Genomic DNA, 26449 nt, shown 5'->3' on the forward strand with positions numbered 1-26449 from the left:
GGGTGAGTCAGGAGCCCGCCGGAGGCTCCCGCCCTCCGTGATCTTCCCTGCTTTCCCCACACGCGCGACGCAGCCAGGCCCGCCCGCAGGGCGCCTGCAGACCGCCCGCGCCGCCGTCAGGCGGCGCGCTTCAGGGCTTCCAGGCGAGGAAGTTGGCGATCAGGCGCAGGCCGGTGGCCTGGCTCTTCTCCGGGTGGAACTGGGTTCCGGCCATGTTGTCCCGGCCGACCATCGCCGTCACCGCGCCGCCGTGCATCACGTGGGCGAAGCGGGCCCCGGGGTCCTGGGGCGTCATGTGGAACGAGTGCACGAAATAGGCGTGGTCGCCGTCGGAGATCCCCTCCAGCAGCGGGTGCGGCCGGTCGATGACCAGCTCGTTCCAGCCCATGTGGGGGATCTTCAGGGCGGGGTCGTCGATCTCGATCGCCGCCACGTCGCCGGCGATCCAGCCGAAGCCGGAGTGCACGCCGAACTCCAGCCCCCGGTCGGCCATCAGCTGCTGGCCGACGCAGATGCCCAGGAACGGGACGCCGGCGGCGACGCGCTCCTCGATCGTCTCCCACATGCCGGGGACGGCGCGCAGGCCGGCCGCGCAGTCGCCGAAGGCGCCGACGCCGGGCAGGACGATGCGGTCGGCGCGGCGGACGGCGTCCGCGTCGGCGGTGACCAGGATCGGGCCGCCGGCGCCGGTCTCGCGCGACATCCGCTCGAAGGACTTCGCGGCCGAGTGCAGGTTGCCGGAGCCGTAGTCGACGATGGCGGTGCTCACAGGGCCCCCTTGGTGCTGGGCAGGGCGCCCTTCTGGCGCGGGTCCTCCTCGACCGCCTCGCGCAGGGCGCGGGCGACGGCCTTGAAGGCGCTCTCGGCGATGTGGTGCGCGTTCTCGCCGTCCAGCTTCGCCACGTTCAGCGTCATGCGGGCGTTCATCGCGAAGGCGGTGAAGAACTCGCGCACCAGCTCGGTGTCGAAGGTCCCGATCTTCTCGGTCGGGAACTCGACCTTCCACACCAGGAAGGGCCGGCCCGAGAGGTCGAGGGCGGCGCGCACCAGGCTCTCGTCCATCGGCAGCAGGCAGGACCCGTAGCGGCGGATGCCGCGCTTGTCGCCCACCGCCTGGGCCAGCGCCTGGCCCAGCGCGATGCCCACGTCCTCGACCGAGTGGTGGTCGTCGATATGCCGGTCGCCCGAACAGCGCACCGTCATGTCGATCAGCGAGTGGCGCGCCAGCTGGTCGAGCATGTGGTCGAAGAACCCCACGCCGGTGGCGCAGTCGTGCGCCCCGGTCCCGTCCAGGTTCAGCTCGACCGAGATGTCGGTCTCGTTGGTCTTGCGCGTCAGGCTCGCGGTGCGCATCGGGGCCCCCTTTGCTGCGGACGGCGCCGGTATAGCCGCGCCCGGGGCGGTCGGAAAGGCGCCGAAGGCCCGCAGGCTGCGGGGCAGGGCGGGCGAGGGCGCAGGCGCCCCTTGCGTCATGCCGGGTGGCGCCGCCGGAACGCCCCGCCTATATGGCCGCTCGAACCCTGCAACGCTCCCGGTCCCCCGCGGTCGGGCGCCCGAGACCCGGAGACCCCATGAGCGCAGACGACTTTCCCGGCTGGCACGGCACCACCATCCTCGCGGTCCGGCGCGGCGGCAAGGTGGTGGTCGCGGGCGACGGACAGGTCTCGCTCGGCAACACGGTGATCAAGGGCACGGCGCGCAAGGTGCGCCGGATCGAGCCGGGCGGCGCGCCGGTGGTGGTGGGCTTCGCCGGCTCGACCGCCGACGCCTTCACCCTGCTCGAGCGGCTGGAGACCAAGCTCGAGGCCCAGCCCGGCCAGCTGATGCGCGCCTGCGTGGACCTCGCCAAGGACTGGCGCACCGACAAGTACCTGCGCAACCTGGAAGCCATGCTGATCGTCACCGACGGCGCGCAGCTTTTCGTGATCACCGGCGCCGGAGACGTGCTCGAGCCCGAGCACGACGTCGCCGCCATCGGCTCGGGCGGCAACTTCGCCATGGCCGCCGCGCGCGGCCTGATGGAGACCGACCTCGACGCCGAGACCATCGCCCGCAAGGCCATGGCCATCGCCGCCGACATCTGCGTCTTCACCAACGGCAAGCTCACGGTCGAGACCCTTGACGGCTGATCCCGCGCCCGACGCCCCCGCCCCCGACGCCGTGACGGACGTCGCCCTCGACGCCGCCGACCTGCGCGCCGCGGTCGGGGCGGGGCTGATCGACGAGCGGCAGGCGGTGCGGCTCGCGGCGCTCGGCGAATCCCGCCGCGGCCTGCGCGCCCATGTCGGCGACGAGCCGTTCGAGCTGTTCCGTGGCCTCAACGACGTGTTCGTGGCCGCGGGCGTGGCGATCCTGGGCATGGGCGGCTGGCTGATGGGCCTCGCCTTCGGGCAGTTCGGCCCGGGGCTGATGGGGGTGATCGGCGCCTGGGCGCTGGCCGAGTATCTCACCCGCCGCCGCCGCATGACGCTGCCGAGCCTGCTGCTGGCGATCGGCTTCACGGTCTCGGCGGGGATGGTGGCCACGGGGCTCTTCGTGGAGGCCGCGGACCTCGCGGGGCCGGGGCCGTCGATCCCGACGCTTGCCGCGGTCACCGGCACGGCTCTGGCGGCCGCCATCGTGTTCTTCCTTCGGTTCCGGCTGCCTTTCGCGCTGTTTCTCGCGGCGCTGGCGGCCTATGCCTCGCTGCTGATCCTGCTGGCGGGCGACGGCGAGGCGGCGGTGCAGGCGATGATCGCGGGCGGAGGGGCGGCGGCGCTGTTCGACCTCGGCGTCTCCTCGGCCTTCGCCATCGGCACGCTGGTATTCGGGATCGCCTGCTTCGCGCTGGCGCTCAGCTTCGACCTGCGCGATCCGCACCGGGTCACGCGGCTGTCGGCCTGCGGGTTCTGGCTGCACCTCGCGGCCGGACCCGCCATCGTCAACACCGTGGCGCTGAGCCTGCTGCGCGAGCCCACCGCCCTCTCCGGCGCGCTGATGGCGCTGTTTCTCGCGCTGCTCGCGGCGCTGGCGCTGGCGCTGGACCGCCGGTCGCTGCTGCTGGCGGCGGCGGCCTATCTCGCCTCGATGGTGTGGAGCGTGGTGGACGCGGCCGGCCTCGGCGCCGCCGGCGGGCTGATGCTCCTGGGCGCGCTGATCGTCGGGCTGGGCGCCGGCTGGATCACGCTTCGCAACGCCCTGATGCGCGCGCTGCCCAGATTCCCCGGCAAGGAGCGTCTGCCCCCCTGGAGCGCCCCCGCCTGACCCCCTCCCTTTCCCCCGCGCGCGCCCTCGGCGGCCGCCGCGCGTACCTAAGGACCGACATGACCGACCTGACCCCCCGCGAGATCGTCTCGGAGCTCGACCGCTTCATCATCGGCCAGCAGGAGGCCAAGCGCGCCGTCGCCGTGGCCCTGCGCTCGCGCTGGCGGCGCCGGCAGCTGCCCGCGGACCTGATGCATGAGGTGACGCCCAAGAACATCCTGATGATCGGCCCCACCGGCGTCGGCAAGACCGAGATCTCGCGCCGCCTCGCGAAGCTGGCGCAGGCGCCCTTCATCAAGGTCGAGGCCACCAAGTTCACCGAGGTCGGCTACGTCGGCCGCGACGTCGAGCAGATCATCCGCGATCTGGTCGAGGCCGCCATCGTGATGATCCGCGAACGCCGGCGCGAGGAGATGAAGACCCGCGCCCACGGCGCGGCCGAGGACCGGGTGCTGGACGCGCTGACCGGATCGGGCAGCCGCGATTCCACCCGCGACATGTTCCGCCGCAAGCTGCGGGCGGGGGAGCTCGACGACACCGAGATCGAGCTGGAGATGGAGGACACCTCCAACCCCTTCGCGGGCTTCGACATTCCCGGCCAGCAGCCGGGGCAGATGGCGGACCTCGGCTCGATCTTCGGCAAGGCGCTGGGCGGGCGGACCCGCAAGCGCAAGGTGAAGGTGAAGGACAGCTACGAGCTGCTGATCGCCGAGGAGGCCGACAAGCTGGTGGATCAGGAGACCGTGACCCGCGACGCCATCGAGGCCGTCGAGCAGTCCGGCATCGTGTTCCTCGACGAGATCGACAAGGTCTGCGCGCGCGAGGGCGCCAAGGGCGCGGACGTCAGCCGCGAGGGCGTGCAGCGCGACCTGCTGCCCCTGATCGAGGGCACCACCGTCACCACCAAGCACGGCGCGGTGAAGACCGACCATGTCCTCTTCATCGCCTCGGGCGCCTTTCACGTCTCGAAGCCCTCGGACCTGCTGCCGGAGCTTCAGGGCCGCCTGCCGATCCGCGTCGAGCTGAAGGCGCTGACCGAGGCGGATTTCGTGCGGATCCTGACCGAGACCGACAACGCCCTCACCCGCCAGTACACGGCCCTGCTGGAGACCGAGGGCGTGTCGGTGGAATTCTCGCAGGACGGGGTCGCCGCCATCGCCGAGTTCGCGGCGGAGGTGAACCGCTCGGTCGAGAACATCGGCGCGCGGCGCCTGCACACGGTGCTGGAGCGGGTCTTCGAGGAGCTGAGCTTCGAGGCGCCCGACCGCGGCGGCCAGGCGGTGACCATCGACCGGGCCTATGTCGAGGACCGCGTCGGCGCGCTGGCCCATTCCGCCGACATGAGCCGCTACGTCCTCTGATCCCCGCCGGGCGCATGCGCTCCGGGGCAGGGGGCGGGGACGGCTCGCGGGCGTCGCGCCCGGCGCGCGCCCCCGCCCCCGGCCAGCCTCCCGCCCGCCCACCCCGGCCGGCCGGGGGCGGGGGTGCGCGCCTCGCCGCGGAGGGCGCGCCGCGGGGGCGTCCCGGGGGCGCCCGGGAGGCCCCCTGGGCGAGGTTCCGCAACGGCAGGACCGGCGGGTCCCGATTGCGCCCGGTCCCGGATCGCGAAACACTGCGCCCCGGCGAGCGGCCGGGGGGCGCCGCCTGACCGGGAGCCTTTCGTGGACGTCAGCCAGGACTTCGCGCAGATCTTCGAGCGGATCTACGTGGTCAATCTCGACAGCCGCCCCGACCGCCTGCGCGGGGTCGAGGCGCAGCTCGCCCGCGTGGGGCTGCGCATCGACGGCGGGGTCGTGCGCCGGCTCCCGGCCGTGCGGCCGGCCGAGAAGGGGGACTGGCCCTCGCTGGGGGCGCTGGGCTGCTACATGAGCCACCTGACGATCCTGCGCGAGGCGCGCGACGACGGGCTGGGGGCGGTGGCGATCGTCGAGGACGACCTCGACTTCTCGCGCACCTTCCTCGCGCACCCCGGGCCCTATCTCGCCGCGCTGCGCGCCCCCGACTGGCGCATGTTCCACTGCGGCGCGGTCGAGGAGCCGGCCGGCCGCCGCCCGGTGCGCGCCCTGGCGCCGGGCCCCGACGAGGCGATGCGCTGCACGCATTTCGTGGCCTTCCGCGCGCCGGTGATCGGCGCGCTGGTCGACCAGCTCGAGCTTTTCGCCACCCGCCCCAACGGCCACCCCGAGGGGGGGCCGATGCACGTGGACGGCGCCTATCACACCTACCGGATGCGCCATCCCGAGACGCCGCTGCTGACCTTCGACCCGCCGCTGGGGGTGCAGCGCTCCTCGGCCAGCGACATCACCCCGGCCTGGCACGATCGCCTGCCGATCCTGCGCCGCGGCCTTGCGGTCGCGCGGCGGTTGCGGCAGGCGTTATAGCGCAACCGAGACCCGACCCCCTCGCCGCCCCGGAGCCGCCGCGCCGGCACGAAAGGACAGAGGCCATGAAGGATCTGGACCCCGCCGGACACGCGGTCACGCCCGCCGAGCGCGCCGCGCTCGAGCGGCCGCAGCTCTACGTGCCCGCCAGCCCCCCGCCCTCGATGGCGCGGCTGGAGCGCTCGCGCCTGCTGCGCAAGCTCAACACGGTGCGGATGATGTGGAAGGGCTCGCGCAACCTGCTCGACCTGATCCACCCCGAACTGGCCCAGCGGCGCTGGAACGTGGTGCGCGCGGGCGGCGAGACCATCGTCACCGTCAACGACGCCGACTTCGCCCGCCACGTGCTGCAGGGCAATCCCGACGCCTACGTGAAGGGGCGGCTCTACGAGATCATCTTCTCGCGCTTCCTGCGCAAGAGCTCGCTGACCATGGACGGCGAGACCTGGCGCCAGCGCCGCCGGCTGATCTCGCCCGCCTTCAACGCCCGCGCGATCAAGGGGGTCGAGGCCGTCGTCGCCCGCCATGTCGAGGCGATGCTGCAGGGGTGGGGCGAGGCCGCGGACGCGGGCCGCGCCGTCGACCTGACCCACGACGTGGGCGAGCTGGCGATGCGCATCGCCATGGAGGCGTTCTTCTCCGCCGACATGGGCGACGACCCGGCCCGCATCGGCGCGCTGATGGACAAGGTGATCACCGACGCCGGCTCGCCGCCCTTCGCCGACATCATGAACCTGCCGGGCTGGTTCCCCCGCCGCTCCCGCCGGAAGGCGATGGGCTGGCTGGCGGAGCTCGACGCCTGGCTCTACCCGCTGATCGACGCGCGCCTCGCCCGGCGCGAGGCGGGCGAAGAGGAGCCCGAGGCGCCGGACCTGCTCGACATCCTGGTCCACGCGAAGGACGAGGAGACGGGCGCCTTCCTCGACCGCGCCTCGATCCGCAACGAGGTGCTGACCCTCTTCGCCGCGGGCCACGAGACCACGGCGCTGAGCTTCGCCTGGGGCCTCGACCGTCTGTCGCGCGAGCCCGAGCGGCAGGAGCGGCTGGCGGCCGCGGCGGCCGAGGCCGAGGCGGAGGCGGGCGGCCCGCTCGACCCCGCCGCGGCCCGCGCGGTCCCGCTGCTGCCGGCGGCCTACGACGAGATCCTGCGGCTCTACCCGCCGGCCTTCTCGATCGGGCGCCAGGCGGTCGCCGCGGACCGGTTCGAGGACGTCGAGATCGCGCCCGGCACGCGCATCCAGATCGTGATCGGCATGATCCACCGCAATCCGCGCTACTGGGAGCGGCCGGGCGTCTTCGATCCCGAGCGGTTCCTGCAAGCGAACCGCGCCGGCCGGCATCCCTTCGCCCACATCCCCTTCGGGGGCGGGCCGCGGATCTGCGTGGGCCTGGCGCTGGCGCGGCTGGAGGGGGTGATGGTGCTGGCCCGGGCGCTGCCGCGCTTCCGCCTCTCCCCCGACGGTCCGCCGCCCGAGCCGGTCGGCAAGATCACCCTGCGCACCCGCGCGCCGGTCCGCATGCGCGTCGCGCGCCGCTGAAGCGGGCGGGCGCCCCGCCCGGGCCGCCGGCCGCCCGCCTCCCGCGAGTCGGAGACGGCCGCGCGCCTCCGGCCGCTCGGGCTCGAGCGCCCGCCGTTCGGGCGCGGGCAGGGGCGCAGGGCCTGCGTGCTTTCTTGACGTCTCCGTCCGGTCGAATGCCCGGCGGGCGCGCAAACGCTCGCCTTTCCGGCCGGCGCGTGCTTGGGTGTCGGTCTGCAACGCGTCGTCGCGCCCTCGGGCGGCGGCGCCTGGGGCCGGGCGTGAACCCGGTCTTCAGGCATTCCGGGGCAGGGTGGCGTCGGGTGGGGTCCGGGCGCCGTCCGGACCGAGGCAGCAAGGACTGGGACCAGGAATGAGCAAGCGATCCACCCGTGCGGCGATGCCGCCGGGATACGCCGAGATGATGGCGCCCTGGATGCTGATGACCGAGATGTGGCGGTTCCAGTACGAGACCTCCGCGGCCGCGGCCGAGGTGATCCTGCGCCGCACGCTGCTCGCCGCCACCGGCGCGATGAGCCTGCAGGAGGCGGTGGGAATGGTGATGGAGAAGCCCGCGGCCTTCTCCAACTCGCTCGAGGCGATGGCCAGGGCGATGGCCGACGGCGCCGCGCCCCAGGAGGCGCTGCGCGCCGCCGCCGCCCCGATGTCGCGCCGCATGCGCGCCAACGCCGCCCGCCTGCGCGGCTGACGCCGCCCGGCGGGAGACCCGGGACGCGGCCGCCCAGGGGCGACCGCGGGACCGGCCCCCCTTCGACGCATCCCCCGCCCGAGACCCGCGCCGCCCGCGCGACGGGACGCCTGACGACCGGCGCCGCTTCGCGTCTGCGCGCCTCCAAGACCAATCCACGCAGGCGCCTCGCGCCCGGAACGCCCGACGAGACTCTCGCGCAGGAGGCTCGCAAGGCCTTGCGGGCGGGGAGCGCGATGCGCGCGCTCAGGCCTCGTCGGGGCGATCCTCGGCGCAGAGCGCCGCGAAGCGGCCGCGGGTGACGGCGAAGGCGGAGCTGCGGTCCTCGACGTCGGCGACGGCCCGGTAGAGGGCGCGGGGCCCGGGCATCGCGTCCATGTTCATCCACCACAGGAAGTCCCCGCCCTCCTCCCGCGTCAGCCGCGCGAGGCGCGCGATCAGGGCGCGGGCCACGCCGCGCCGGCGGAAGGCCGGGTCCACGGCGAGGTCCTGCAGGTAGCGCCCGCGCGCGGCGTAGGCGGTCTCGTAGGCGGGCTGGTGGACGGCGACGCCGGCGGGGGCGCCGTCGATCTCGGCCAGCAGCACCCGCAGGGTCATCGCGCCCGACAGCACGTCGCGGCGCACGATCTCGGGCGTCATCGCGCCGGGGCCGCCGCTGATCTCCGATCCCAGCAGGTTCATCAGCCGCGCCACCGGTTCGGCGTCGGCCTCCGTCGCCTCGCGGATCGCCAGGCCGGCGGGCCGGGGGCCGGGGGGCGCGAGGGGCGGATCCTCGGGCCAGGGCGGTCCGTCCGCGGCGCCGGCGGCGGGCGGGGGGGCGTTCGGGGGGCCGATCGGGGCGTCGGCGCGGTCGGGCATCGGCGGGGCTCCTCGCGACCGGGCGCGGAAACGGAAACGGGCGGGCCGATCCTTGCGGAGATCGGCCCGCCCGTGAAGCGGCGGCCAGGTCCGCGTCCCGGCGGGACGCGGGCGCCCTTGCGTCAGGACAGCTCGCGCACGTCCGTCAGGCGGCCGGTCACCGCGGCGGCCGCGGCCATGGCCGGGCTCAGCAGGTGGGTGCGGCCGCCGCGGCCCTGACGGCCCTCGAAGTTGCGGTTCGAGGTCGAGGCGCAGCGCTCGCCGGGCTTGAGCTGATCGGGGTTCATGCCGAGGCACATCGAGCAGCCGGCCATGCGCCACTCGAAGCCGGCGTCGATCAGCTTCTGGGCGATCCCCTCCTCCTCGGCCTGGGCGCGCACGAGGCCCGAGCCGGGGACGATCATCGCGCGGATGCCGTCCTTGACCTTGCGGCCCTCCATCACCTTGGCGACTTCGCGCAGGTCCTCGATGCGGCCGTTGGTGCAGGACCCGATGAACACCGTGTCGATCTCGATGTCCTTCAGCGCCTGGCCGGGCTTCAGGCCCATGTACTCCAGCGAGCGGGTCGCGGCCGAGACCTTGCCGCCCTTGAAGCTGTCGGGCGAGGGGACCACGGCCGAGATCGGCAGCACGTCCTCGGGCGAGGTGCCCCAGGTGACCACGGGCTCGATCTCGGAGGCGTCGAACTCGATGACCTTGTCGTAGTGGGCGCCCTCGTCGGACTTGAGGGTCTTCCAGAACGCGATCGCCTGCTCCCAGGCGGCGCCCTTCGGCGCGTAGGGGCGGCCCATCACGTACTGGAAGGTCTTCTCGTCGGGCGCGATCAGGCCGGCGCGGGCGCCGCCCTCGATGGCCATGTTGCAGACCGTCATGCGGCCTTCCATCGAGAGGGACTCGATGGCCTCGCCCGCGTATTCGATGACGTAGCCGGTGCCGCCCGCGGTGCCGGTCTTGCCGATCACGGTCAGGGTGATGTCCTTGGCGGTGACGCCGAGCGGCAGCGTGCCGTTCACCTTCACCAGCATGTTCTTGGACTTCTTCTGGATCAGCGTCTGGGTGGCGAGCACGTGCTCGACCTCCGAGGTGCCGATGCCGTGGGCGAGCGCCCCGAAGGCGCCGTGGGTCGCCGTGTGGCTGTCGCCGCACACGATGGTCATGCCGGGCTGGGTCAGGCCCTGCTCCGGCCCGATGATGTGCACGATGCCCTGGCGGACGTCGTTGACGTCGAAGTAGGTCACGCCGAAGTCGGCGGCGTTCTTGCGCAGGGTGTCGATCTGCAGCTTCGCCTCGGGGTCCGAGATCTCGCCGGTGGCGCGGCCCACGTCGGTGGGCACGTTGTGGTCGGGCACGGCCACGGTCAGCTCGGGGCGGCGCACCGGGCGGCCGGCCATGCGCAGACCCTCGAAGGCCTGGGCGGAGGTGACCTCGTGGGTCAGGTGCATGTCGATGTAGAGGAGGCAGGTGCCGTCCTCGGCCTCGTGCACCACGTGGGCGTCCCAGATCTTGTCGTAGAGGGTCTTGGCGGTCATCGGTCGTCTCCGGAATTGGCGTCGGGCTGGGGTCGTCATGCGCGCGTCGGCGCGCGGAACTCTGGCGCGGGGGCGGTCAGCCCACGGCGGGGAGTTCGGCGAGGCGGCCGAAGAAGCGCCACGGCAGGCGGGCGCGGTCGGTCATGACGAGGGGTCCGGACATGGCGCGGAAATTATGTCGCGCGTTCGCTGGCCGCAAGCGGGGAATCGCAGGGGACCGACGGGCGGGGCCCGGGCCGGGGCCGGCGGGGCGGCTCTGCCGTCCGCTGCGCGGCCGGGACGCCCGCCCGCCGACCCCGTCGCGGGATCGCCGCGGCGGGCAGGGCGCGGCGGCGGGGTGGGCGGGCGGGAACGGGGGAGGGGATTCGCCCGCCGGGTCCGGGATCGGAGCGCCCGGGGGACCCGCGAGGGTCGCCGAGCCCCGTCGCGGCCTCCGCAAGGGCGGCTGCGGCGGGACCGAGGTCGGTCTGCGCGGGTTCAGGCCGCCAGGACCACCAGGCCGCCCCAGGGGTCGCGCAGGGCCGCGAGGCCGTCGCGCGTCTCGGGCGCGAGGCCGGCGGCCTCGGCGCGGGCCAGGAGCGCCTCGCGCGCCGCGGCGTCGCGGGGCACGATCTCGACCCGGTCGAGGCCGGCCATCCCCTCGGGCCGCCGGCCGGCGCCGCGGCTGTTCCAGACGTTGCCGGCGAGCTGGTGGTGGTAGCCGCCCGAGCCGTAGAAGCGCGCGCCCGGGTAGTCGGCGGCGACGTCGAAGCCCAGCACGTCGCGATAGAACCCGTCGGCCGTGCGCGTGTCGCCCACCTGCAGGTGGACGTGGCCCACGATCAGCCCCTCGGGCGCCGCGTCGTAGGCGCCGCCGCCGCCGGTCTGGACCAGCGCCTGCGCGTCGAGCGGCAGGGTCGCCATCTCGACCGCGCCCGAGGGCGTGCGCCAGGCGGCCTGGGGCCGGTCGGCGTAGACCTCGATGCCGTTGCCCTCGGGGTCGGAGAGGTAGATCGCCTCCGACACGATGTGGTCCGAGGCGCCCTCCAGCCGCACCCGCGCGGCGGCGGCATGGCCCAGCCAGCGGCCCAGGTCGGCGCGCGAGGGCATCAGGAAGGCGGTGTGGAAGAGCCCCGCCTGCCGGCGGTCGAGCGGCGCGAGGCGCGCGTCGCCCGAAAGCTCCAGCAGCGGGCGGGGACCGCCCGGCCCCGGCGCGCCGAGCACGGACCACCCCGCCCCCCGGTCGAGCGTCTCGAGCCCCAGCAGCGCCTGGTAGAAGTCGGAGACGCGGGCGAGGTCGCGCACCCGCAGGCGCACCCGGCCCACGTGCAGCGGCGCGGCCTGCATGTCGAACATCGCGCCCTCGGCGGCGGAAACGGCGGAAGCGGCTTGGGTCATGGTCGGGCTCCGGGACGGAGGGGGCGTCGCAGGACGGTCGCGCATCGGCCGCCCGGCATCAAGATGGGCCAATCCGCCGACGGCGATAATATGCCGGAGGTGGAATTTATTGTGGCGGGCGCGGAAACGCCAGGGCCGGCCGCGCGCCGCCGCCCGGCGCGCGGCGCGCGGAGGCGGCCGCGGCCCGCATCCGTCGCATTCCACCCGCCGATGGTCGCGCCCGTGGCGCGCGCCGGGCGGCGGCGGTGGTTCCCTTGAGGTCATCCCGCAACGTCCACCGTAATGGTCGAGCGGATGAAGGACCATGGGTTGCCTTCGGCGCTCGGCGCCCTAGGCTCCCTCACGCCGCGTTTGAAATGCAAGCGACTGAATGCAATATTCAGGTCGCGCATCGCGGAGATCGTCGGGGGAAGATCCCAGGGTTCATCTTCCCGAGCGGTCGTCGAGTTCGATGGGCGACGCGGAAACCGCGTCGCCTGTTCGAAACGAATCTGGAACCGGGCCCCCGGCCCGGAGGAGGGGAGCCGTGTATTCCAGCATCATGACGCCGGTCGACCTGGGCCATCTCGAGCGGCTGCGGAAGTCGCTCGACGTGGCCGCCGGGCTCGCCCGGCAATACGACGCGCCGATCACCTATGTGGCCGTGACCTCGCCGGAGCCCGGCGCGGTCGCCCACAGCCCCGAGGAGTTCGCCGCCAAGCTCGAGCGCTTCGCCCGGAGCGAGGGCGAGAGCCAGGGCGTGAAGGCCGCCGCCAAGGCCATGGTCAGCCACGACCCCCGGGCCGACCTCGACAAGAAGCTGCTCAAGGCGGTGGACGAGATCGGCGCCGACCTGGTGGTGATGCAGAGCCACGTGCCCAACCTCGCCGACTACCTCTGGCCGTCGAACGGCGGCTCGATCGCGGCCCATTCGCGGGCCTCGGTCTTCGTCGTGCGGTGACGCGCCCGCGCGCCGCCCCCGCGCCGCGGCGCGCCGGTCCGGCGCCGGCCGCGACGCACGACCCGAGCCCAGGCGTCCCGGCCCGTCCGCCGACGCCCAACAGAACAGGAAGCCCCCCATGAGCGACTCATCCGACTCCGAGGCGATCCCCGCCCCGGAAGGCCCCGCGAACCTGATCGAGACCGATTTCGAGATCGGCCAGGACAACATCCAGCCGAAGATCGGGCCCTTCGGGCTCGACATCCACAACCCGGTGTTCGCGATCTCGGCGCTGGTGGTCATCGCCTTCGTGGTGGTGACGCTGGCCTTCCAGAACTCGCTGGGGCCGATGTTCAACGACCTGCGCAACTGGCTGACCGCCTCGCTGGACTGGTTCTTCCTGATGGCGGGCAACATCTTCGTGCTGGTGTGCCTGGGCATCGTGGTCTCGCCGCTCGGCCGGGTGCGGCTGGGCGGCAAGGACGCGACGCCCGATTATTCCTACTTCGGCTGGTTCGCGATGCTGTTCGCCGCCGGCATGGGCATCGGCCTGATGTTCTTCGGCGTCCTCGAGCCGGTCTACCACATGGCGATTTCCGAGCCGCTGGGCGTGCCCTCGCCCTTCGCCGAGGACGGCTCGCTGATCCCCGAGAACCTCGACGCCGCGCGCGCGATGGGCATGGCGGCCACCATCTACCACTGGGGCCTGCACCCCTGGGCGATCTACGCGGTGGTGGCGCTGGCGCTGGCGCTGTTCGCCTTCAACAAGGGCCTGCCGCTGACCATCCGCTCGATGTTCTACCCGATCTTCGGCGAGAAGGTCTGGGGCTGGCCGGGCCACATCATCGACATCCTGGCGGTGTTCGCGACGCTGTTCGGGCTCGCGACCTCGCTGGGCTTCGGCGCGCAGCAGGCCAACGCGGGGCTGGCCTTCGTGTTCGGCATCCCCAACTCGATCGAGGCGCAGGTGGTGCTGATCCTGATCATCACCTCGGTGGCGCTGATCTCGGTGCTGCGCGGCCTCGACGGGGGGGTGAAGCTGCTCTCCGAGGTCAACATGGTGCTGGCCATGGCGCTGCTGCTGTTCGTGGTGCTGGTGGGGCCGACGCTGTCGATCTTCTCGGGCTTCGTGGACGGGCTGATCGCCTACGGGCGCGACCTGATCCCGCTGTCCAACCCGGTGGGGCGCGACGACGATTCCTACCGCCAGGGCTGGACCGCCTTCTACTGGGCGTGGTGGATCTCCTGGTCGCCGTTCGTGGGCATGTTCATCGCCCGCGTCTCCCGCGGGCGCACGGTGCGCGAGTTCATCGTCTGCGTGCTGATCATCCCCACCGTCGTCTCGGTGTTCTGGATGTCGGCCTTCGGCGGCACCGCCATCGAGCAGGTGGTCGAGCTGGCGGACAGCCAGGTGAAGGAGCACGTGATCGACAGCTACAGCCCCGAGCTGTCGCTGTTCGGGATGCTGGCGGACCTGCCGCTGGCCTCGATCACGTCCGTCCTCGCGGTGGTGCTGGTGATCGTGTTCTTCGTGACCTCGTCGGACTCGGGCTCGCTGGTCATCGACACGATCACCGCGGGCGGCAAGGTCGACGCCCCCGTCTCCCAGCGCGTGTTCTGGGCGAGCTTCGAGGGGCTGGTCGCCATCGCGCTGCTGGTCGGCGGGGGCCTGGGCGCCCTGCAGGCGATGGCGGTCTCCACCGGCTTCCCCTTCGCCATCGTGCTGCTGGTCGGCTGCTGGGCCATCGTGAAGGGTCTGATGGACGAGCCGCGCTGAGCCGCGCCTCTCCCCGGAAGATCGAAGGGCGCCCGCATCGCGGGCGCCCTTTTTCGTTCGGCCCCGCCTCAGTCGTCGCGGCCGGGCTCGTCGGGCTCGGCGGAGAGCAGCGCGATCTTGTTGCATTGGGGGTTGCGCAGGCAGCCCATACAGAAGTCCGGCGCGGGGAAGTCCGGCGCGGGCGGGGCGCCGGGCGCCGCGGGCAGGACGAAGCTCGGCCCCTCCGGCCCCTCCTCCAGCGCGTAGCCGTGGGGCAGGAGCTGCGCCGCGTAGAAGCGCCTCGCGCGCGGGAGGTCGTCGGCGCCGACCGTGACGCAGGCGATCGTCGGGGGGCGCCTCCGCGTACGCGCCGCGCTCAGGCCACGCTGGCGGCGAGGTAGAGGGCCACGACGTGCTCGCGCGCGTCCTCGAGGTGTTCGCGCAGCTCCGCCTCCAGCCGGTCGCCGTCGCGGGCGCGAATCGCCGCGATCAACGGGTCGTGGGTGGCGGCGATCTTCGCGGGGTCGTCGTAGAGCCGCCCGACGATGGCGATTCCGGCGCGAAGCTGGGTCGCGAGCTGGTCGAAGATCCGCAGGATCTGGCCGTTGCCCCCCAGCTCGCACAGCATCCGGTGGAAGGCGTAGTCCTCGACCACCTGCTCCTGCGCCGCGCCGGCGCGGCCGAGCCGGTGCAGCGTCTCGATCTGCGCCTCGAGCCGCGCGAGGTCCGCGTCCGTCATCCGCTTCAGCGCCAGGCGCGCGGCGTGGATCTCCAGACACTCCCGCAGGTCGTAGATGTCGTGCATCTCCTTGCTGTCGTAGGCGTGCACGAAGAAGCCGCGGCGGGGGTGGGAGACGATCAGCCCCTGGCTCTCCAGCAGCCGCAGCGCCTCGCGGGCCGGCGCGCGGGAGGTGCCGAGCTCGCGCGCCAGCTTCGCCTCGGCCACCTTCTCGCCCGGGCGCAGCCGGCCGTCGCCGATGGCGCGGACCACCTGGTCGGCGATGCGCGTGACCAGATCGTCGGGCTGCAGCGCCTGGAACTTCGGCGGGTCGGACGGCTCGGGGAATTTCTCGAACATCTTGGAAACGCTTCCTCTTCCGCCTCCCTGACGGGCTCCTCCGGCGGCGCCCGGCCGCCTTCGACCCCCCGCGTGCGCTGCTGCGGACGGCGGCCGGCGAGCATCGTGCGAGTCGGATCAGGGAACGCTGAAAAAAAGAAACTGTCGACAGTTGATTTGTCGAAAAATCTTCATCATCGTGTTTTGCGACGCAGCAGAGTCGTCCGGACAACAGCGGACGGCAAGCCTTTTCGGAGTCCGCCATGACGATCCAGACCCAGGTGTCCACCGCCCAGCCGGTGGAACGGGTTCACCTCGCCGCCGCCTACCGGCTGATCGCCGAGTTCGGCATGGACGACTCGATCTTCACCCACATCTCGGCCAAGGCCCCGGCGTCGGAGGGCAAGGACGCCTTCCTCATCAACCCCTACGGCCTTCGCTTCGACGAGGTGACCGCCTCCAACCTCGTCACCGTCGACCTCGACGGGAACATCCTGCGCGACGACTACGGGCAGGGGATCAACAAGGCGGGCTTCACCATCCACTCGGCCGTGCACATGGCGCGCCCCGACGTGCATTGCGTGCTGCACACCCACACGGTCGCCGGCGTCGCGATCTCCTCGACCGAGGAGGGGCTGCTGCCGCTGAACCAGTGGTCGCTGGAGTTCTACGACCGCATCGCCTTCCACGACTACGAGGGCATCGCCCTGAACCTCGAGGAGCGCGAGCGCCTGATCGCCGATCTGGGCTCCAAGATGATCATGATCCTGCGCAACCACGGCCTGATGACCTGCGGGACCTCGGTCGGGGATGCGTTCAAGGCGATGTACAATTTCGAGCGCGCCTGCCAGGCGCAGCTCGCGATCATGGCCTCGGGGATGAAGCCCCGCTTCGTGCCCCACGAGCTGGCCGAGTTCACCGCGGGCCAGGGCGAGGCCTGGGCCGCCAAGCACGAGGCCTCGGGCAAGCCCGATCCGGAGTGGGAGGCCTACCTGCGCCTCGCCAAGAAGCGCTGCCCGGATTTCGATAGCTGAGATGAACGCGATCCCGCCCCTCCAGCCGACGCCAGAGGGCGAGGCGGGCGCCGGTCCCGCGATCGGCGTCTACCTCTCCAGCCAGCTCGACCTGATGGCGATCTTCGGGGAGGCGACCGACCCGCGCCTCGTCCTGCTCCGCCCGGAGGAGGTCGAGGACCCGGCCGCCGTGACCTGCGCCCTGTGCTGGCAGGCGCCCGCCGACGGGTTCGCGCGCTATCCCAACCTGAAGGTGGCGGGCTCCATCGCGGCGGGGGTGGACCATATCCTCGCCTGCCCCTCGCTGCCCGAGGACGTGATCGTCACCCGGGTGCGCGACGACAGCCAGGCCGATCTGATGGCGGGGTTCGCCGCCTTCCACGTGGTCTGGCACCACCGGCGGATGGACGATTTCGTCGAGTGGAACCGACAGGGCCGCTGGGTGCGCACCGACCGCCCCGCCGAGCCCTGCGAGACGACCGTGGGCGTGCTCGGCTACGGCCTGATGGGCCGGGCGGTGGCGCGCGCCGTCTCGGCCATGGGCTTCGCCGTGGTCGCCGCCGCGCGCAACCCCGCGCAGGGCGAGGCGGGCGTCGAGGTGATCGCGGGCGAGGACGCGCTGGGCCGGGTGGCCGAGCGGTCGCAGATCCTGATCAACGTCCTGCCGCTGACCGAGGCGACCCGCGACGTGCTCGACGCCGCCCTCTTCGCGCGGATGCCCAAGGGCGCCTGCCTGATCCACATCGGCCGGGGCGAGCAGATGGTGGAGGAGGACCTCCTCGCCGCGCTGGACTCCGGCCGGATCGCCGCCGCCTCGGTGGACGTGTTCCGCAAGGAACCGCCGGGCGACGACCATCCGTTCTGGGCGCATCCGCGGGTCTTCGTGACCCCGCACCGCGCCTCCGACACCTCGCGCCACGCCACCGTGCGCCAGCTCGCCGACGCCATCTCCGCCGTCGCCGAGGGGCGCGAGCCCGCCAACCGCGTCGACCGCCGCAAAGGCTACTGAGCGCGCCCCTTGCCCCCTCCCCCCTCCCGGAGCCGACCCCCATGACCCGACCCGCCGCCGCCGCCGCCCTCCCGGAGCGCCTCGCATGACCGAGACCGCGGACCGCATCCTGGTGAACGGCAAGATCTGGGCCGGCCTGAACGAGGGGTTCTTCGAGGCGCTGGCGATCAAGGGCGACAAGGTGCTGGCGACCGGCACGCGCGCCGAGATCGAGGCGATGGCGGGCGACGACACCGAGGTGATCGACCTGGGCGGCAAGCTCGCCACGCCGGGGCTGAACGACAACCACATGCACCTGCACATGTACGGCTTCAACATGAAGCAGGTGGACCTGCGGGCGCGGGACGGCGTCCGCTCGGTCGAGGCGCTGCTGGACCGGATCAAGGAGGCCGCCAAGACCGCCCAGCCCGGCGAGTGGATCGTGGGCCGCGGCTACGACCACGACAAGCTCGCCGAGCAGCGCCACCCTCACCGCCGGGAACTGGATGCGGCGGCGCCCGACAACCCCGTCTACATCGTGCGCGCCTGCGGGCACGTGGGCGTGGCGTCCTCGAAGGCGCTGCAGCTCGCCGAGATCGGGCACAACACCCCCGATCCCTTCGGCGGCGCCATCGGCCGGGCCGAGGGCGAGCTGACCGGCTGGCTCGCCGAGACGGCGCGCGAGCCCGTGCAGAAGGCGATCCCCTCGGCGACCGTCGACGACATCGTCGAGGCGATCGAGACCGCCGGCCGCGACCTGCTGACCTACGGCATCACCTCCTGCATGGAGGCCGCCATCGGCATCCGCGACGACATGGCGGAGATGCGCGCCTACCAGAAGGCCCATGCCGAGGGCCGGCTGCCGGTGCGCGTCGCGGGCGTGCTGATGGGCGACCTCGACCGCAACGTCGTGGACCAGTGCTACGAGGAAGGGCTGGTGACGGGCGTCGGCGACGACATGTTCCGCATCGCCGGCGTGAAGATCTTCCTCGACGGCTCGGCCGGCGGGCGCACCGCCCTGATGTCCGAGCCCTACGAGCCGGAGACCGAGGGCGCCCCCGCCAACTACGGCCTGCAGTGCCAGACGGCGCAGCAGACCGAGGACTTCGTGATGAAGTATCACAAGTGGGGCTACCAGGTGACGCCCCACGCCATCGGCGACCAGGCCATCGAGCAGATGCTGGTCGCCTACGAGAAGGCCTACGCCGCCCATCCCGCCGAGGACCGCCGCCACCGGATCGAGCATTGCGGCTGGCTCTCCCAGTCCCAGATCGACCGCATGGCCGCGATGGGCATCGTGCCGGCGCCGCAGCCCAGCTTCATCTACTTCTTCGGCAACGGCTACGAGGCGTGCCTGGGCAAGGAGCGTCCGCAGTTCTGCTATCCGATGAAGGCCTTCCTCGAGGCGGGCGTGCACCCCTCGGCGTCCACCGACTGTCCGGTCTGCGATATCGACCCGTTCGCGAACATCTATGCTATGGTGACCCGCAAAACCGATACGGGCGTGGTGCTGGGCGAAGATCAGCGCCTGACCATGGCCGAGGCGCTGCACTGCTACACTTACGAGGCCGCCTATGGCGTCCACGCCGAGGAGAGAAAGGGCCGGCTGATCCCCGGCCAGTACGCCGACGTCGCCGTCTTCTCGAAGGACTTCTTCGAGATCGACCCCGAAGAGATCCTGACCACCGTCTGCGACATGACCCTGCTGGGCGGCGAGGTGGTCTTCGACAGGGAGGCCCTTCCCGCATGATCTCCACGATCACCGATCGGCTGCTGCTGTCGATCCCGGTCCTGTTCGGCGTGCTGCTGTTCGGGTTCCTGCTCCTGCAGCTCGTCCCCGGCGACCCGGCCCAGGTGGTGGCGGGGCCCATGGCCGCGCCCGACGTGGTCGAGGCGATCCGGGTCCAGATGGGCCTCGATCAGCCGATGATCTACCAGTTCTGGGCCTATCTCGAGCGCATGGCGCAGGGGGACATGGGCCGCTCGATGATCTCCAACAAGGCGGTGACCGAGGAGCTGTGGTCGGCCATCGGCCCGACGGTCGAGCTGATGGTGGCCTGCCTGTTCTGGTCGGTGCCGCTGGGCATCGCCATGGGCACGCTGGCGGCGGTGCTGCGCGGCTCGCTCGTCGACCGCTTCATCATGGGGCTGTCGGTGGCGGGCGTGTCGCTGCCGATCTTCTTCATCGGCCTGCTGGCGGTGCAGTATTTCGGCGTGCTGTGGTTCCAGCTGCCCTTCATCGGCCGCGGCGGTCCGCTGTGGTCGGCCGAGGGGCTGCTGCACCTGATCCTGCCCGCCGTCTCGCTGGGCGCGATCATGATCGGGCCGGTGGCGCGCATGACCCGTTCGTCCGTGCTGGAGGTCCTGAAGCTCGATCACGTGCGCACCGCCCGCGCCAAGGGTCTGACCGAGACGCAGGTGATCCTGCGCCACGGCCTGCGCAACGCGCTGATCCCGGTGGTGACGCTGATCGGCCTGCAGGCGGGCTACCTGCTGGGCGGCGCGGTGGTGACCGAGACGATCTTCTCCTGGCCCGGCATCGGGCGGCTGACGGTGGGGGCGATCCTGAGCTCGGACTTCACCGTCGCGCAGGGGGCGATCCTGGTGTTCGCGCTGGCGTTCATCATCATCAACCTGATCGTCGACATCCTCTATTCCCTTCTCGATCCGCGGGTGCGCCGATGACCCTGGCCGAAGCCTCCACCGCCCCCGCCGCCGCGGCGGCCGCCGCCCCGCCCGAGGACGCCGCCCCTCCGCGCCGCAAGTCCTGGTTCCGCCGGCTCCTGAGGGACAAGGCCGCCGTCGCGGCGATGACGGTGCTGGGGATCATCATCTTCGGCGCGATCTTCGCGCCGCTGCTGGCGACCCACGACCCCTACGTGAACTCGCGGTCCGTGATGACCCCGCCGGTCTGGCAGGCGGGCGGCGAGGCCGAGCACCTGCTGGGCACCGACGGGCAGGGCCGGGACATCTTCTCGCGCATCCTCTACGGCTCGCGGCTGACGCTGCTGATCGGGCTCGTGTCGGTGGGCATCGGCGGCTTCATCGGCTCGATGATCGGGCTGCTCTCGGCCTTCTACACGCGGCTCGACGCCTGGCTGATGCGCCTGATGGACATGATGCTGTCGTTCCCCGCGATCCTGCTCGGCCTCGCGCTGGTGGCGGTGATGGGGCAGGGGGCGGTGCCGGTGATCATCGCGCTGGCGGTCAGCTCGATCCCCGACTGCGCCCGCATCAGCCGCGGCATCGCGGTCGGCGTGATGAAGATGGAGTTCATCGAGGCGGGCCGCGCGGTCGGCCTCTCGGACCGGGACCTGTTCCGCAAGTACCTGCTGCGCAACTGCATCTCCTCGATCATGATCTTCATCTCGCTCCGCTTCGGGCAGGTGATCCTGATCGGCGCCGCGCTGAGCTTCCTCGGCCTGGGCGCGCGCCCGCCGATGGCGGAGCTGGGCATGATGGCCTCCCAGGGACGCGACTATCTTCTGTTCGCGCCGCACATCGCGGTGATCCCCTCGGTGGTCATCTTCATCATCGTCCTTTGCGCGAACGTCGCCGGCGACGCGCTCCGCGACGTGCTCGATCCGCGGCTTCAGGCGTAGGCCGCGGCAACCCCGCATCGCGGACCGGGGCGCAAGACCCCGGCCGCTTTCGCAACCCGAACGTGCCGACAAGGAGGGCCCGTTAGATGACCAAGAAGATCCTGGGACTGGGGGCGGCGCTGGCCGTCTCGCTCCCGGCGCTGGCGACGGCGCAGACCGTCACCATCGTCCGCGAGCTCGACTCGAACAAGTACGACCCCCCCGCGATCACCGCGCTGGCCGGGTCCGAGGCGCTGTTCATGATGGGCGATACGCTCGTCGCCCTGAACGAGGACATGCAGACCATCGAGCCGCTTCTGGCCGAGAGCTGGGAGGTGTCGGAGGACGGCAAGACCTACACCTTCAAGATCAAGGAAGGCGTGACCTTCTGCGACGGCAAGCCGATGACCGCCGAGGACATCGCCTATTCGATCAACCGCTGGGTCAGCCCCGAGATCAAGTCGGGCGTCGCCTGGCGCGCGGGCGACATCAAGGAGGTGGTCGCCCTCGACGACTACACCCTGAAGTACGAGCTCAACGCCCCTTACTCCGAGCTGCTCTACCAGCTGGCCCAGTCCTTCGGGACCGTGGTCGACAAGGAGAACGTCGAGGCGCTGGGCGCGGACTTCGGCGTCACCGGCTTCAACGGCACCGGCCCCTTCTGCTGGGAGAGCTGGGAGCCGCGCAACCAGCTCGTGATGACCCGGCATGAGGGCTACAACTGGGGCCCGCCGATGTACGGCGAGGGCGGCGCCAAGGTCGAGAAGATCGTGTGGAAGACGGTCCCCGAGGCCGCGACCCGCACCGTCGCCCTGCTGACCGGGCAGGCGGACGTGTCCTACTACGTGCCCTTCATCGGCATGGAGAAGATGCGCCAGGCCCCGAACATCGAGGTCGTGCGCTCCGACGCTGCGTTCTGGACCAACTTCATCGGCTTCAAGGTCGACAAGCCCGGCATGAACGACCCGGCGGTCCGCAAGGCGATCAACTTCGCGGTCAACCGCGAGGCGATGGCCGAGGACCTGTTCTTCGGCGAGGTCGACCCGGCCTACACCTACGTCTCGTCGGGCGCGCTGGACTACAACCCGGCGGTCGAGGAGTTCGTCTTCAAGTACGACCCCGAGCAGGCCAAGAAGCTGCTTGACGAGGCCGGCTGGACCGTGGGCGCCGACGGCGTGCGCGAGAAGGACGGCGTGAAGCTGGAGCCGACGATCTACTCCTTCATCGGCGAGTGGGCGAAGACCTCGGAGATGGTCCAGGCGGACCTTCTGAAGGTGGGCATCAACCTGCAGATCCAGACCTTCGACCCCACCGTCATCTGGGGCAAGCTGGCGACGCAGGAGTTCGACGTCTTCACCATGGGCTTCCCCTACGTGTCGGCGGGCGACGCGCTGAACCTCTACTTCCGCTCGTCCAACATCCCCTCGCCGAACCGGATGAACTGGAACGACCCGGAGACGGACGAGCTGCTCAAGACCGCCGCCGCCGCCACCACGGACGCGGCGCGCGCCGAGGCCTACGGCAAGGTGCTGATGAAGGTGCAGGAGGCGGTCACCTGGCTGCCGATCTACGAGCGCCCGATGCAGATCGCCTACGTCTCGAAGCTGAAGCCGATCAAGCCGCACAACATCTACGGCGCCGGCCTCTACAAGGGCCTGCAGCTCGAGTTCAAGTGAGCCCGAGCGCCTGATCCCCGCGCCGGCCCCCTCCGGGGCCGGCGCATCCCCTCCCGAATTTCCGCCCGCGCCGGCCGCTTCGCGCCGCCCGGGCCGCGACCCGAGGTCCGCCCCCAGATGACCGATGCCGCCCCCGTCACCGTGATCCGCAACGCCGCCTGGATCGTCGCCTGGGACGAGGCCAAGGGCCGCCACGCCTACCTCCACGACGGCGACGTCGCCTTCGCCGGCGACCGCATCGTGCAGGTCGGCGGCAAGTACGAGGGCGAGGCCGCGGTCGAGCTCGACGGCCGCGACCGCATGGTCGCCCCGGGCCTGGTGAACGTCCACTCGCACCCCTCTTCCGAGCCGATGAACAAGGGGATGCTGGACGAGCTCGGCTCGAAGCGCCTCTACATGTCCTCGCTCTACGAGTTCATGCCGCTGTTCCGGCCGGACCCCGAGGGGGTGCAGGACTGCGTGAAGGTGGCGCTCTCGGAACTGCTGATGTCGGGCGTCACCACGCTGGTCGACCTCTCGGTCCCCTACGAGGGCTGGATCGACCTGCTGGCGCAGAGCGGGATCCGCGCCTACGCCGCGCCCATGTATCGCTCCGCCCGCTGGTACACCAGGAACGGCTACGTCACCGAATACGAGTGGGACGAGGCCGCCGGCGAAAAGGCGATGGAGGAGGCGATGGCCGTCGTCGACGCCGCCGTCTCGCATCCCTCGGGCCGGCTCTCGGGCATCGTCTCGCCGAGCCAGATCGACACCTGCACGCCCGAGCTGATCCAGGCCTCCGCCGCCGAGGCCAAGAAGCGCGGGCTGAAGATGACCCTCCACGCCGCGCAGAGCGTGGTGGAGTTCCACGAGATCACCCGGCGCCACGGCATGACGCCGATCGAGTGGCTCGACAGCCTCGGCGTGCTCGACGACAACCTGATCATCGGCCACGGCATCTTCCTCAACGACCACGCCAACGCCAACTGGCCGCTGGGCAACGACTTCGAGCGGCTGCAGAAATCCGGCGCCGCGGTCGCCCATTGCCCCACCGTCTTCCAGCGCCGCGGCATCACCATGCGCACGCTGGGCCGCTATCTGCGCGGCGGCATCCCGATGGGGCTGGGCACCGACACCTACCCCCACAACATGATCGAGGAGATGCGCAACGCGCTGACCAACTCCCGCGTCATGGCCACCAACGTCTACGACATCCGCACCGCGCAGGTGATCGACATGGCCACCACCGGCGGGGCCGCGATCCTGCGCAACGACCAGATCGGCCGGCTGGCCCCGGGCCTGAAGGCCGACCTGTTCACCGTCGACATCCGTCACCGCGCCATGCGGCCGGTGCGCGATCCGCTGTCCTCGCTGGTCTACGTCGCCGCCGAGCGGGCCGTGCGCGACGTCTACGTCGACGGCCGCCAGGTGGTGAAGGACGGCGACTGCGTCGCCTTCGACCTCGATAAAGCGCTGGACGGGCTGGAAGCCGCCCAGCGGCGGGCCGAGGCGATGTTCCGCCAGCTCGATTTCGCCGGCCGCAGCCACGCCGAGGCGGCCCCCTACGTCTATGCCAACGAGGGCGCCGAATGACCGACCCCACCGACGCCCCCCTGCTGGAGGTCCGCGACCTCCAGGTCCATTTCGACACCGAAGGCGGCACCTTCCGGGCCGTGGACGGCGTGTCGTTCTCCGTCCGCCGCGGCGCCACGCTGGGCATCGTGGGCGAGAGCGGCTGCGGCAAGTCCGTGACCAGCCTCGGGGTCATGCGCCTGATCCCCCGCCCGCCGGGCCGCTATGCGGGCGGCGAGGTGCTGTTCGAGGGCAAGGACATCCTCAAGCTCTCCGAGAACGAGATGCGCAAGCTGCGCGGCGGCCGGATGGGGATGATCTTCCAGGAGCCGATGACCTCGCTGAACCCGGTCTACACGATCGGCGACCAGATCATCGAAAGCCTCCGCGCCCACGGCTGGAAGGACAAGGCCAAGGCCCGCGCCCGGGCCATCGAGATGCTGGACCTCGTGCGGCTGCCCTCGCCCGAGACCCGGGTCGACGATTTCCCCCACCAGCTCTCCGGCGGGCAGAGGCAGCGCGTGATGATCGCGCTGGCGCTGGCCAACGACCCGGAACTCCTGATCGCCGACGAGCCCACGACCGCCCTCGACGTCACCATCCAGGCGCAGATCCTGGAGCTGATGCGCGACCTGCGCGAGCGGACCGGCTCGGCCATCGTGCTGATCACCCACGACCTCGGCGTGGTGGCCGAGACCTGCGACGACGTCGTGGTGATGTATGCGGGCAAGGTGGTCGAGAAGGCGCCCGTCGCCGACCTCTTCGCCTCCGCCCAGCACCCCTACACCCTGGGCCTGATGGCGGCCGTGCCGCGGCTGGACGCGCGCACCGACCGGCTGGAGACGATCCCCGGCTCGGTGCCGCCGCCCTACCTGCAGCTTCCGGGCTGCCGCTTCGCCGGGCGCTGCCCGCTCGCCACCGACCACTGCCGCTCGGCCCCTCCGCCCCTCAAGGAGATCGGCCCCGGCCGCGCCGTCGCCTGCTGGCGCGCGCCCATCGAGGAGGCCGCCGCATGAGCACCCCGGTTCTCGAGGTCCGCAACCTGACCAAGCACTTCCCCGTCAAGTCCGGGATCTTCAAGCGCTCCACCGCCGCGGTGCAGGCGGTGACCGACGTCAGCTTCGCGGTCGGCGCCGGCGAGACGCTGGCGATCGTGGGCGAGAGCGGCTGCGGCAAGTCCACCACCGGCCGCGCGCTGCTGCGCCTGCTGGAGCCGGACTCGGGCGAGGTGGTGCTCGACGGCGAGGACGTCATCGCCCTCTCGCCCTCCCGCCTGCAGGGCGCGCGGCGGCACATGCAGATGGTCTTCCAGGACCCGTTCGGCTCGCTCAACCCGCGCATGACCGTGCGCGAGACGCTGATGGAGCCGATCCTGCTGCACCGCGTCGCCTCCGGGCCGGCGGCGGACAAGATGGTCTCCGAGTTGCTGAAGACGGTGGGCCTCAACGACTACCACGCCGAGCGCTATCCGCATGAGTTCTCGGGCGGCCAGCGCCAGCGGATCTGCATCGCGCGGGCGCTGGCGACGCGCCCGCGGCTGATCGTGTGCGACGAGCCGGTCTCGGCGCTGGACGTCTCGGTGCAGGCGCAGATCGTGAACCTGCTGCAGGACCTGCAGAAGCAGTTCGGCATGGCCTACGTGTTCATCTCCCACGACCTCGCCGTGGTGCGCCATATCGCCAAGCGCGTGGCGGTGATGTACCTGGGCCGCATCGTCGAGGAGGCGCCGGCGGAGGAGATCTTCGCCACCCCCCGCCACCCCTACACCCGCGCCCTGATCGAGGCCGCGCCCAAGCCCGTTCCCGGCGCCGCCGAGGGCCGCGAGATGGTGATGGGCGACGCCCCCTCGGCCCTGCGCCCGCCGTCGGGCTGCGCCTTCCACCCGCGCTGCCCGCTGGCCCAGGACATCTGCAAGCGCGAGCGGCCGGAGCTGCGCGCCATGCCCTCGGCTTCGGGAACCGCGGCGGCGGCGTGCCACTTCGCCGAGACGGTCGCGGCGATGCCCGCCGAGTCCACCCGCCCGACGCCCGAGATCCTGGCCCGCCGCCTCGCGGTCCTGGCCGAGGCCCGCGCCGCCCAGGCCGCGGCGGGCTGAGGCCCGGGCCCTCGCGCGACGACGAACGCCCCGGACCGCGGTCCGGGGCGTTTCGCGTTCCAGGCCCCGCCGGGGGCCGTCCGTTCCCCGTCATGCACGCCGCCCGCCCCACGGGCGCCCCGGGCCTGACCCGGGGCCTCTGGCAGGCGGCCGGGCGCGGCGGTGCAGGGGAGCGCGCTCGGCGAGGGCAGGAGAGGCC

General features: G+C 71.9%; 23 protein-coding genes. 17 read left to right on the forward strand and 6 right to left on the reverse strand.

Annotated features, from left to right (window positions below):
• Positions 1-130 precede the first annotated feature (130 nt).
• Positions 131-769 carry an imidazole glycerol phosphate synthase subunit HisH gene (hisH, locus tag BM064_RS24255; RefSeq protein ID WP_092865358.1) on the reverse strand — a complete coding sequence of 213 codons (639 nt, stop codon included), beginning with the start codon at positions 767-769 and terminating at the stop codon, positions 131-133.
• The gene (hisB, locus tag BM064_RS24260; RefSeq protein ID WP_092865360.1) at positions 766-1353 is read right to left on the reverse strand and encodes an imidazoleglycerol-phosphate dehydratase HisB; all 588 of its coding nucleotides are present in this window, start codon (positions 1351-1353) and stop codon (positions 766-768) included. Before hisB ends, hisH begins: the two co-directional genes overlap by 4 nt.
• A gap of 218 nt (positions 1354-1571) precedes the next feature.
• Here hisB and hslV point away from each other — a divergent pair, with 218 nt between their 5' ends.
• The 6 genes from hslV (at position 1572) to BM064_RS24290 (ending at position 7850) form a co-directional block, all read left to right on the forward strand.
• Positions 1572-2129 (forward strand): ATP-dependent protease subunit HslV, encoded by a 558-nt coding sequence (gene hslV, locus BM064_RS24265; RefSeq protein WP_092865363.1) that lies wholly within the window; start codon positions 1572-1574, stop codon positions 2127-2129.
• The gene (locus BM064_RS24270; RefSeq protein ID WP_092865366.1) at positions 2119-3243 is read left to right on the forward strand and encodes a hypothetical protein; all 1125 of its coding nucleotides are present in this window, start codon (positions 2119-2121) and stop codon (positions 3241-3243) included. Before hslV ends, BM064_RS24270 begins: the two co-directional genes overlap by 11 nt.
• A 59-nt stretch (positions 3244-3302) precedes the next feature.
• Positions 3303-4604, forward strand: coding sequence for an ATP-dependent protease ATPase subunit HslU (gene hslU / locus BM064_RS24275; RefSeq protein WP_092865370.1), 1302 nt, complete (start codon positions 3303-3305; stop codon positions 4602-4604).
• 300 nt (positions 4605-4904) lie between these two features.
• The gene (locus BM064_RS24280) at positions 4905-5624 is read left to right on the forward strand and encodes a glycosyltransferase family 25 protein (protein WP_092865373.1); all 720 of its coding nucleotides are present in this window, start codon (positions 4905-4907) and stop codon (positions 5622-5624) included.
• Positions 5625-5689: 65 nt separating this feature from the next.
• A complete protein-coding gene (locus BM064_RS24285) occupies positions 5690-7162 on the forward strand; it encodes a cytochrome P450 (RefSeq protein ID WP_092865376.1) in 1473 nt (490 codons plus the stop codon).
• Between the two features lie 352 nt (positions 7163-7514).
• Positions 7515-7850, forward strand: coding sequence for a hypothetical protein (locus tag BM064_RS24290; protein ID WP_143103440.1), 336 nt, complete (start codon positions 7515-7517; stop codon positions 7848-7850).
• Between the two features lie 246 nt (positions 7851-8096).
• Here the strand turns inward: BM064_RS24290 and BM064_RS24295 are convergent, their stop codons facing one another.
• The 3 genes from BM064_RS24295 to BM064_RS24305 all read right to left on the reverse strand — a co-directional run bounded on the left by BM064_RS24295 (position 8097) and on the right by BM064_RS24305 (position 11614).
• On the reverse strand, positions 8097-8708 hold the full coding sequence (locus tag BM064_RS24295; protein WP_143103441.1) for a GNAT family N-acetyltransferase: 612 nt from the start codon (positions 8706-8708) through the stop codon (positions 8097-8099).
• 122 nt (positions 8709-8830) lie between these two features.
• Positions 8831-10237, reverse strand: coding sequence for a 3-isopropylmalate dehydratase large subunit (gene leuC, locus BM064_RS24300; protein WP_092865382.1), 1407 nt, complete (start codon positions 10235-10237; stop codon positions 8831-8833).
• A 477-nt stretch (positions 10238-10714) separates the two neighbouring features.
• Complete coding sequence (locus tag BM064_RS24305) at positions 10715-11614, reverse strand: VOC family protein (RefSeq protein ID WP_245779277.1); 900 nt, start codon at positions 11612-11614, stop codon at positions 10715-10717.
• 526 nt (positions 11615-12140) lie between these two features.
• On the opposite strand from BM064_RS24305, the gene BM064_RS24310 reads away from it, so the two are divergent.
• Entirely contained in the window at positions 12141-12554 is a 414-nt protein-coding gene (locus BM064_RS24310; RefSeq protein ID WP_092865385.1) for a universal stress protein, read from the forward strand.
• Positions 12555-12672: 118 nt separating this feature from the next.
• Positions 12673-14310: a BCCT family transporter gene (locus BM064_RS24315; protein WP_092865388.1), complete on the forward strand. Its 1638-nt coding sequence runs from the start codon at positions 12673-12675 to the stop codon at positions 14308-14310.
• 355 nt (positions 14311-14665) lie between these two features.
• Here the strand turns inward: BM064_RS24315 and BM064_RS24325 are convergent, their stop codons facing one another.
• Positions 14666-15367, reverse strand: a complete 702-nt coding sequence (locus BM064_RS24325) for a GntR family transcriptional regulator (RefSeq protein WP_092865391.1) — start codon at positions 15365-15367, stop codon at positions 14666-14668.
• Positions 15368-15609: 242 nt separating this feature from the next.
• Between BM064_RS24325 and BM064_RS24330 the strand changes: the two genes are divergently transcribed.
• From BM064_RS24330 to BM064_RS24370, 9 genes are all read left to right on the forward strand, one after another.
• The gene (locus tag BM064_RS24330; protein ID WP_092865394.1) at positions 15610-16380 is read left to right on the forward strand and encodes a class II aldolase/adducin family protein; all 771 of its coding nucleotides are present in this window, start codon (positions 15610-15612) and stop codon (positions 16378-16380) included.
• Position 16381: 1 nt separating this feature from the next.
• Complete coding sequence (locus BM064_RS24335; protein WP_092865397.1) at positions 16382-17368, forward strand: 2-hydroxyacid dehydrogenase; 987 nt, start codon at positions 16382-16384, stop codon at positions 17366-17368.
• A gap of 85 nt (positions 17369-17453) precedes the next feature.
• Positions 17454-19097: an amidohydrolase gene (locus BM064_RS24340; protein ID WP_092865400.1), complete on the forward strand. Its 1644-nt coding sequence runs from the start codon at positions 17454-17456 to the stop codon at positions 19095-19097.
• Positions 19094-20032, forward strand: coding sequence for an ABC transporter permease (locus tag BM064_RS24345; RefSeq protein ID WP_092865403.1), 939 nt, complete (start codon positions 19094-19096; stop codon positions 20030-20032). The genes BM064_RS24340 and BM064_RS24345 overlap by 4 nt, the downstream gene beginning before the upstream one ends.
• On the forward strand, positions 20029-20949 hold the full coding sequence (locus BM064_RS24350) for an ABC transporter permease (protein WP_092865406.1): 921 nt from the start codon (positions 20029-20031) through the stop codon (positions 20947-20949). The genes BM064_RS24345 and BM064_RS24350 overlap by 4 nt, the downstream gene beginning before the upstream one ends.
• A gap of 86 nt (positions 20950-21035) precedes the next feature.
• On the forward strand, positions 21036-22604 hold the full coding sequence (locus BM064_RS24355) for an ABC transporter substrate-binding protein (RefSeq protein WP_092865410.1): 1569 nt from the start codon (positions 21036-21038) through the stop codon (positions 22602-22604).
• A 117-nt stretch (positions 22605-22721) separates the two neighbouring features.
• Positions 22722-24176, forward strand: a complete 1455-nt coding sequence (locus BM064_RS24360) for an amidohydrolase family protein (protein WP_092865413.1) — start codon at positions 22722-22724, stop codon at positions 24174-24176.
• Complete coding sequence (locus BM064_RS24365) at positions 24173-25171, forward strand: ABC transporter ATP-binding protein (RefSeq protein WP_092865416.1); 999 nt, start codon at positions 24173-24175, stop codon at positions 25169-25171. The genes BM064_RS24360 and BM064_RS24365 overlap by 4 nt, the downstream gene beginning before the upstream one ends.
• A complete protein-coding gene (locus tag BM064_RS24370; RefSeq protein ID WP_092865419.1) occupies positions 25168-26250 on the forward strand; it encodes an ABC transporter ATP-binding protein in 1083 nt (360 codons plus the stop codon). Before BM064_RS24365 ends, BM064_RS24370 begins: the two co-directional genes overlap by 4 nt.
• Positions 26251-26449 lie beyond the last annotated feature (199 nt).

The organism is Albimonas pacifica (genome assembly GCF_900113695.1).
In the GTDB taxonomy this organism is placed as follows: Bacteria; Pseudomonadota; Alphaproteobacteria; order Rhodobacterales; family Rhodobacteraceae; genus Albimonas; species Albimonas pacifica.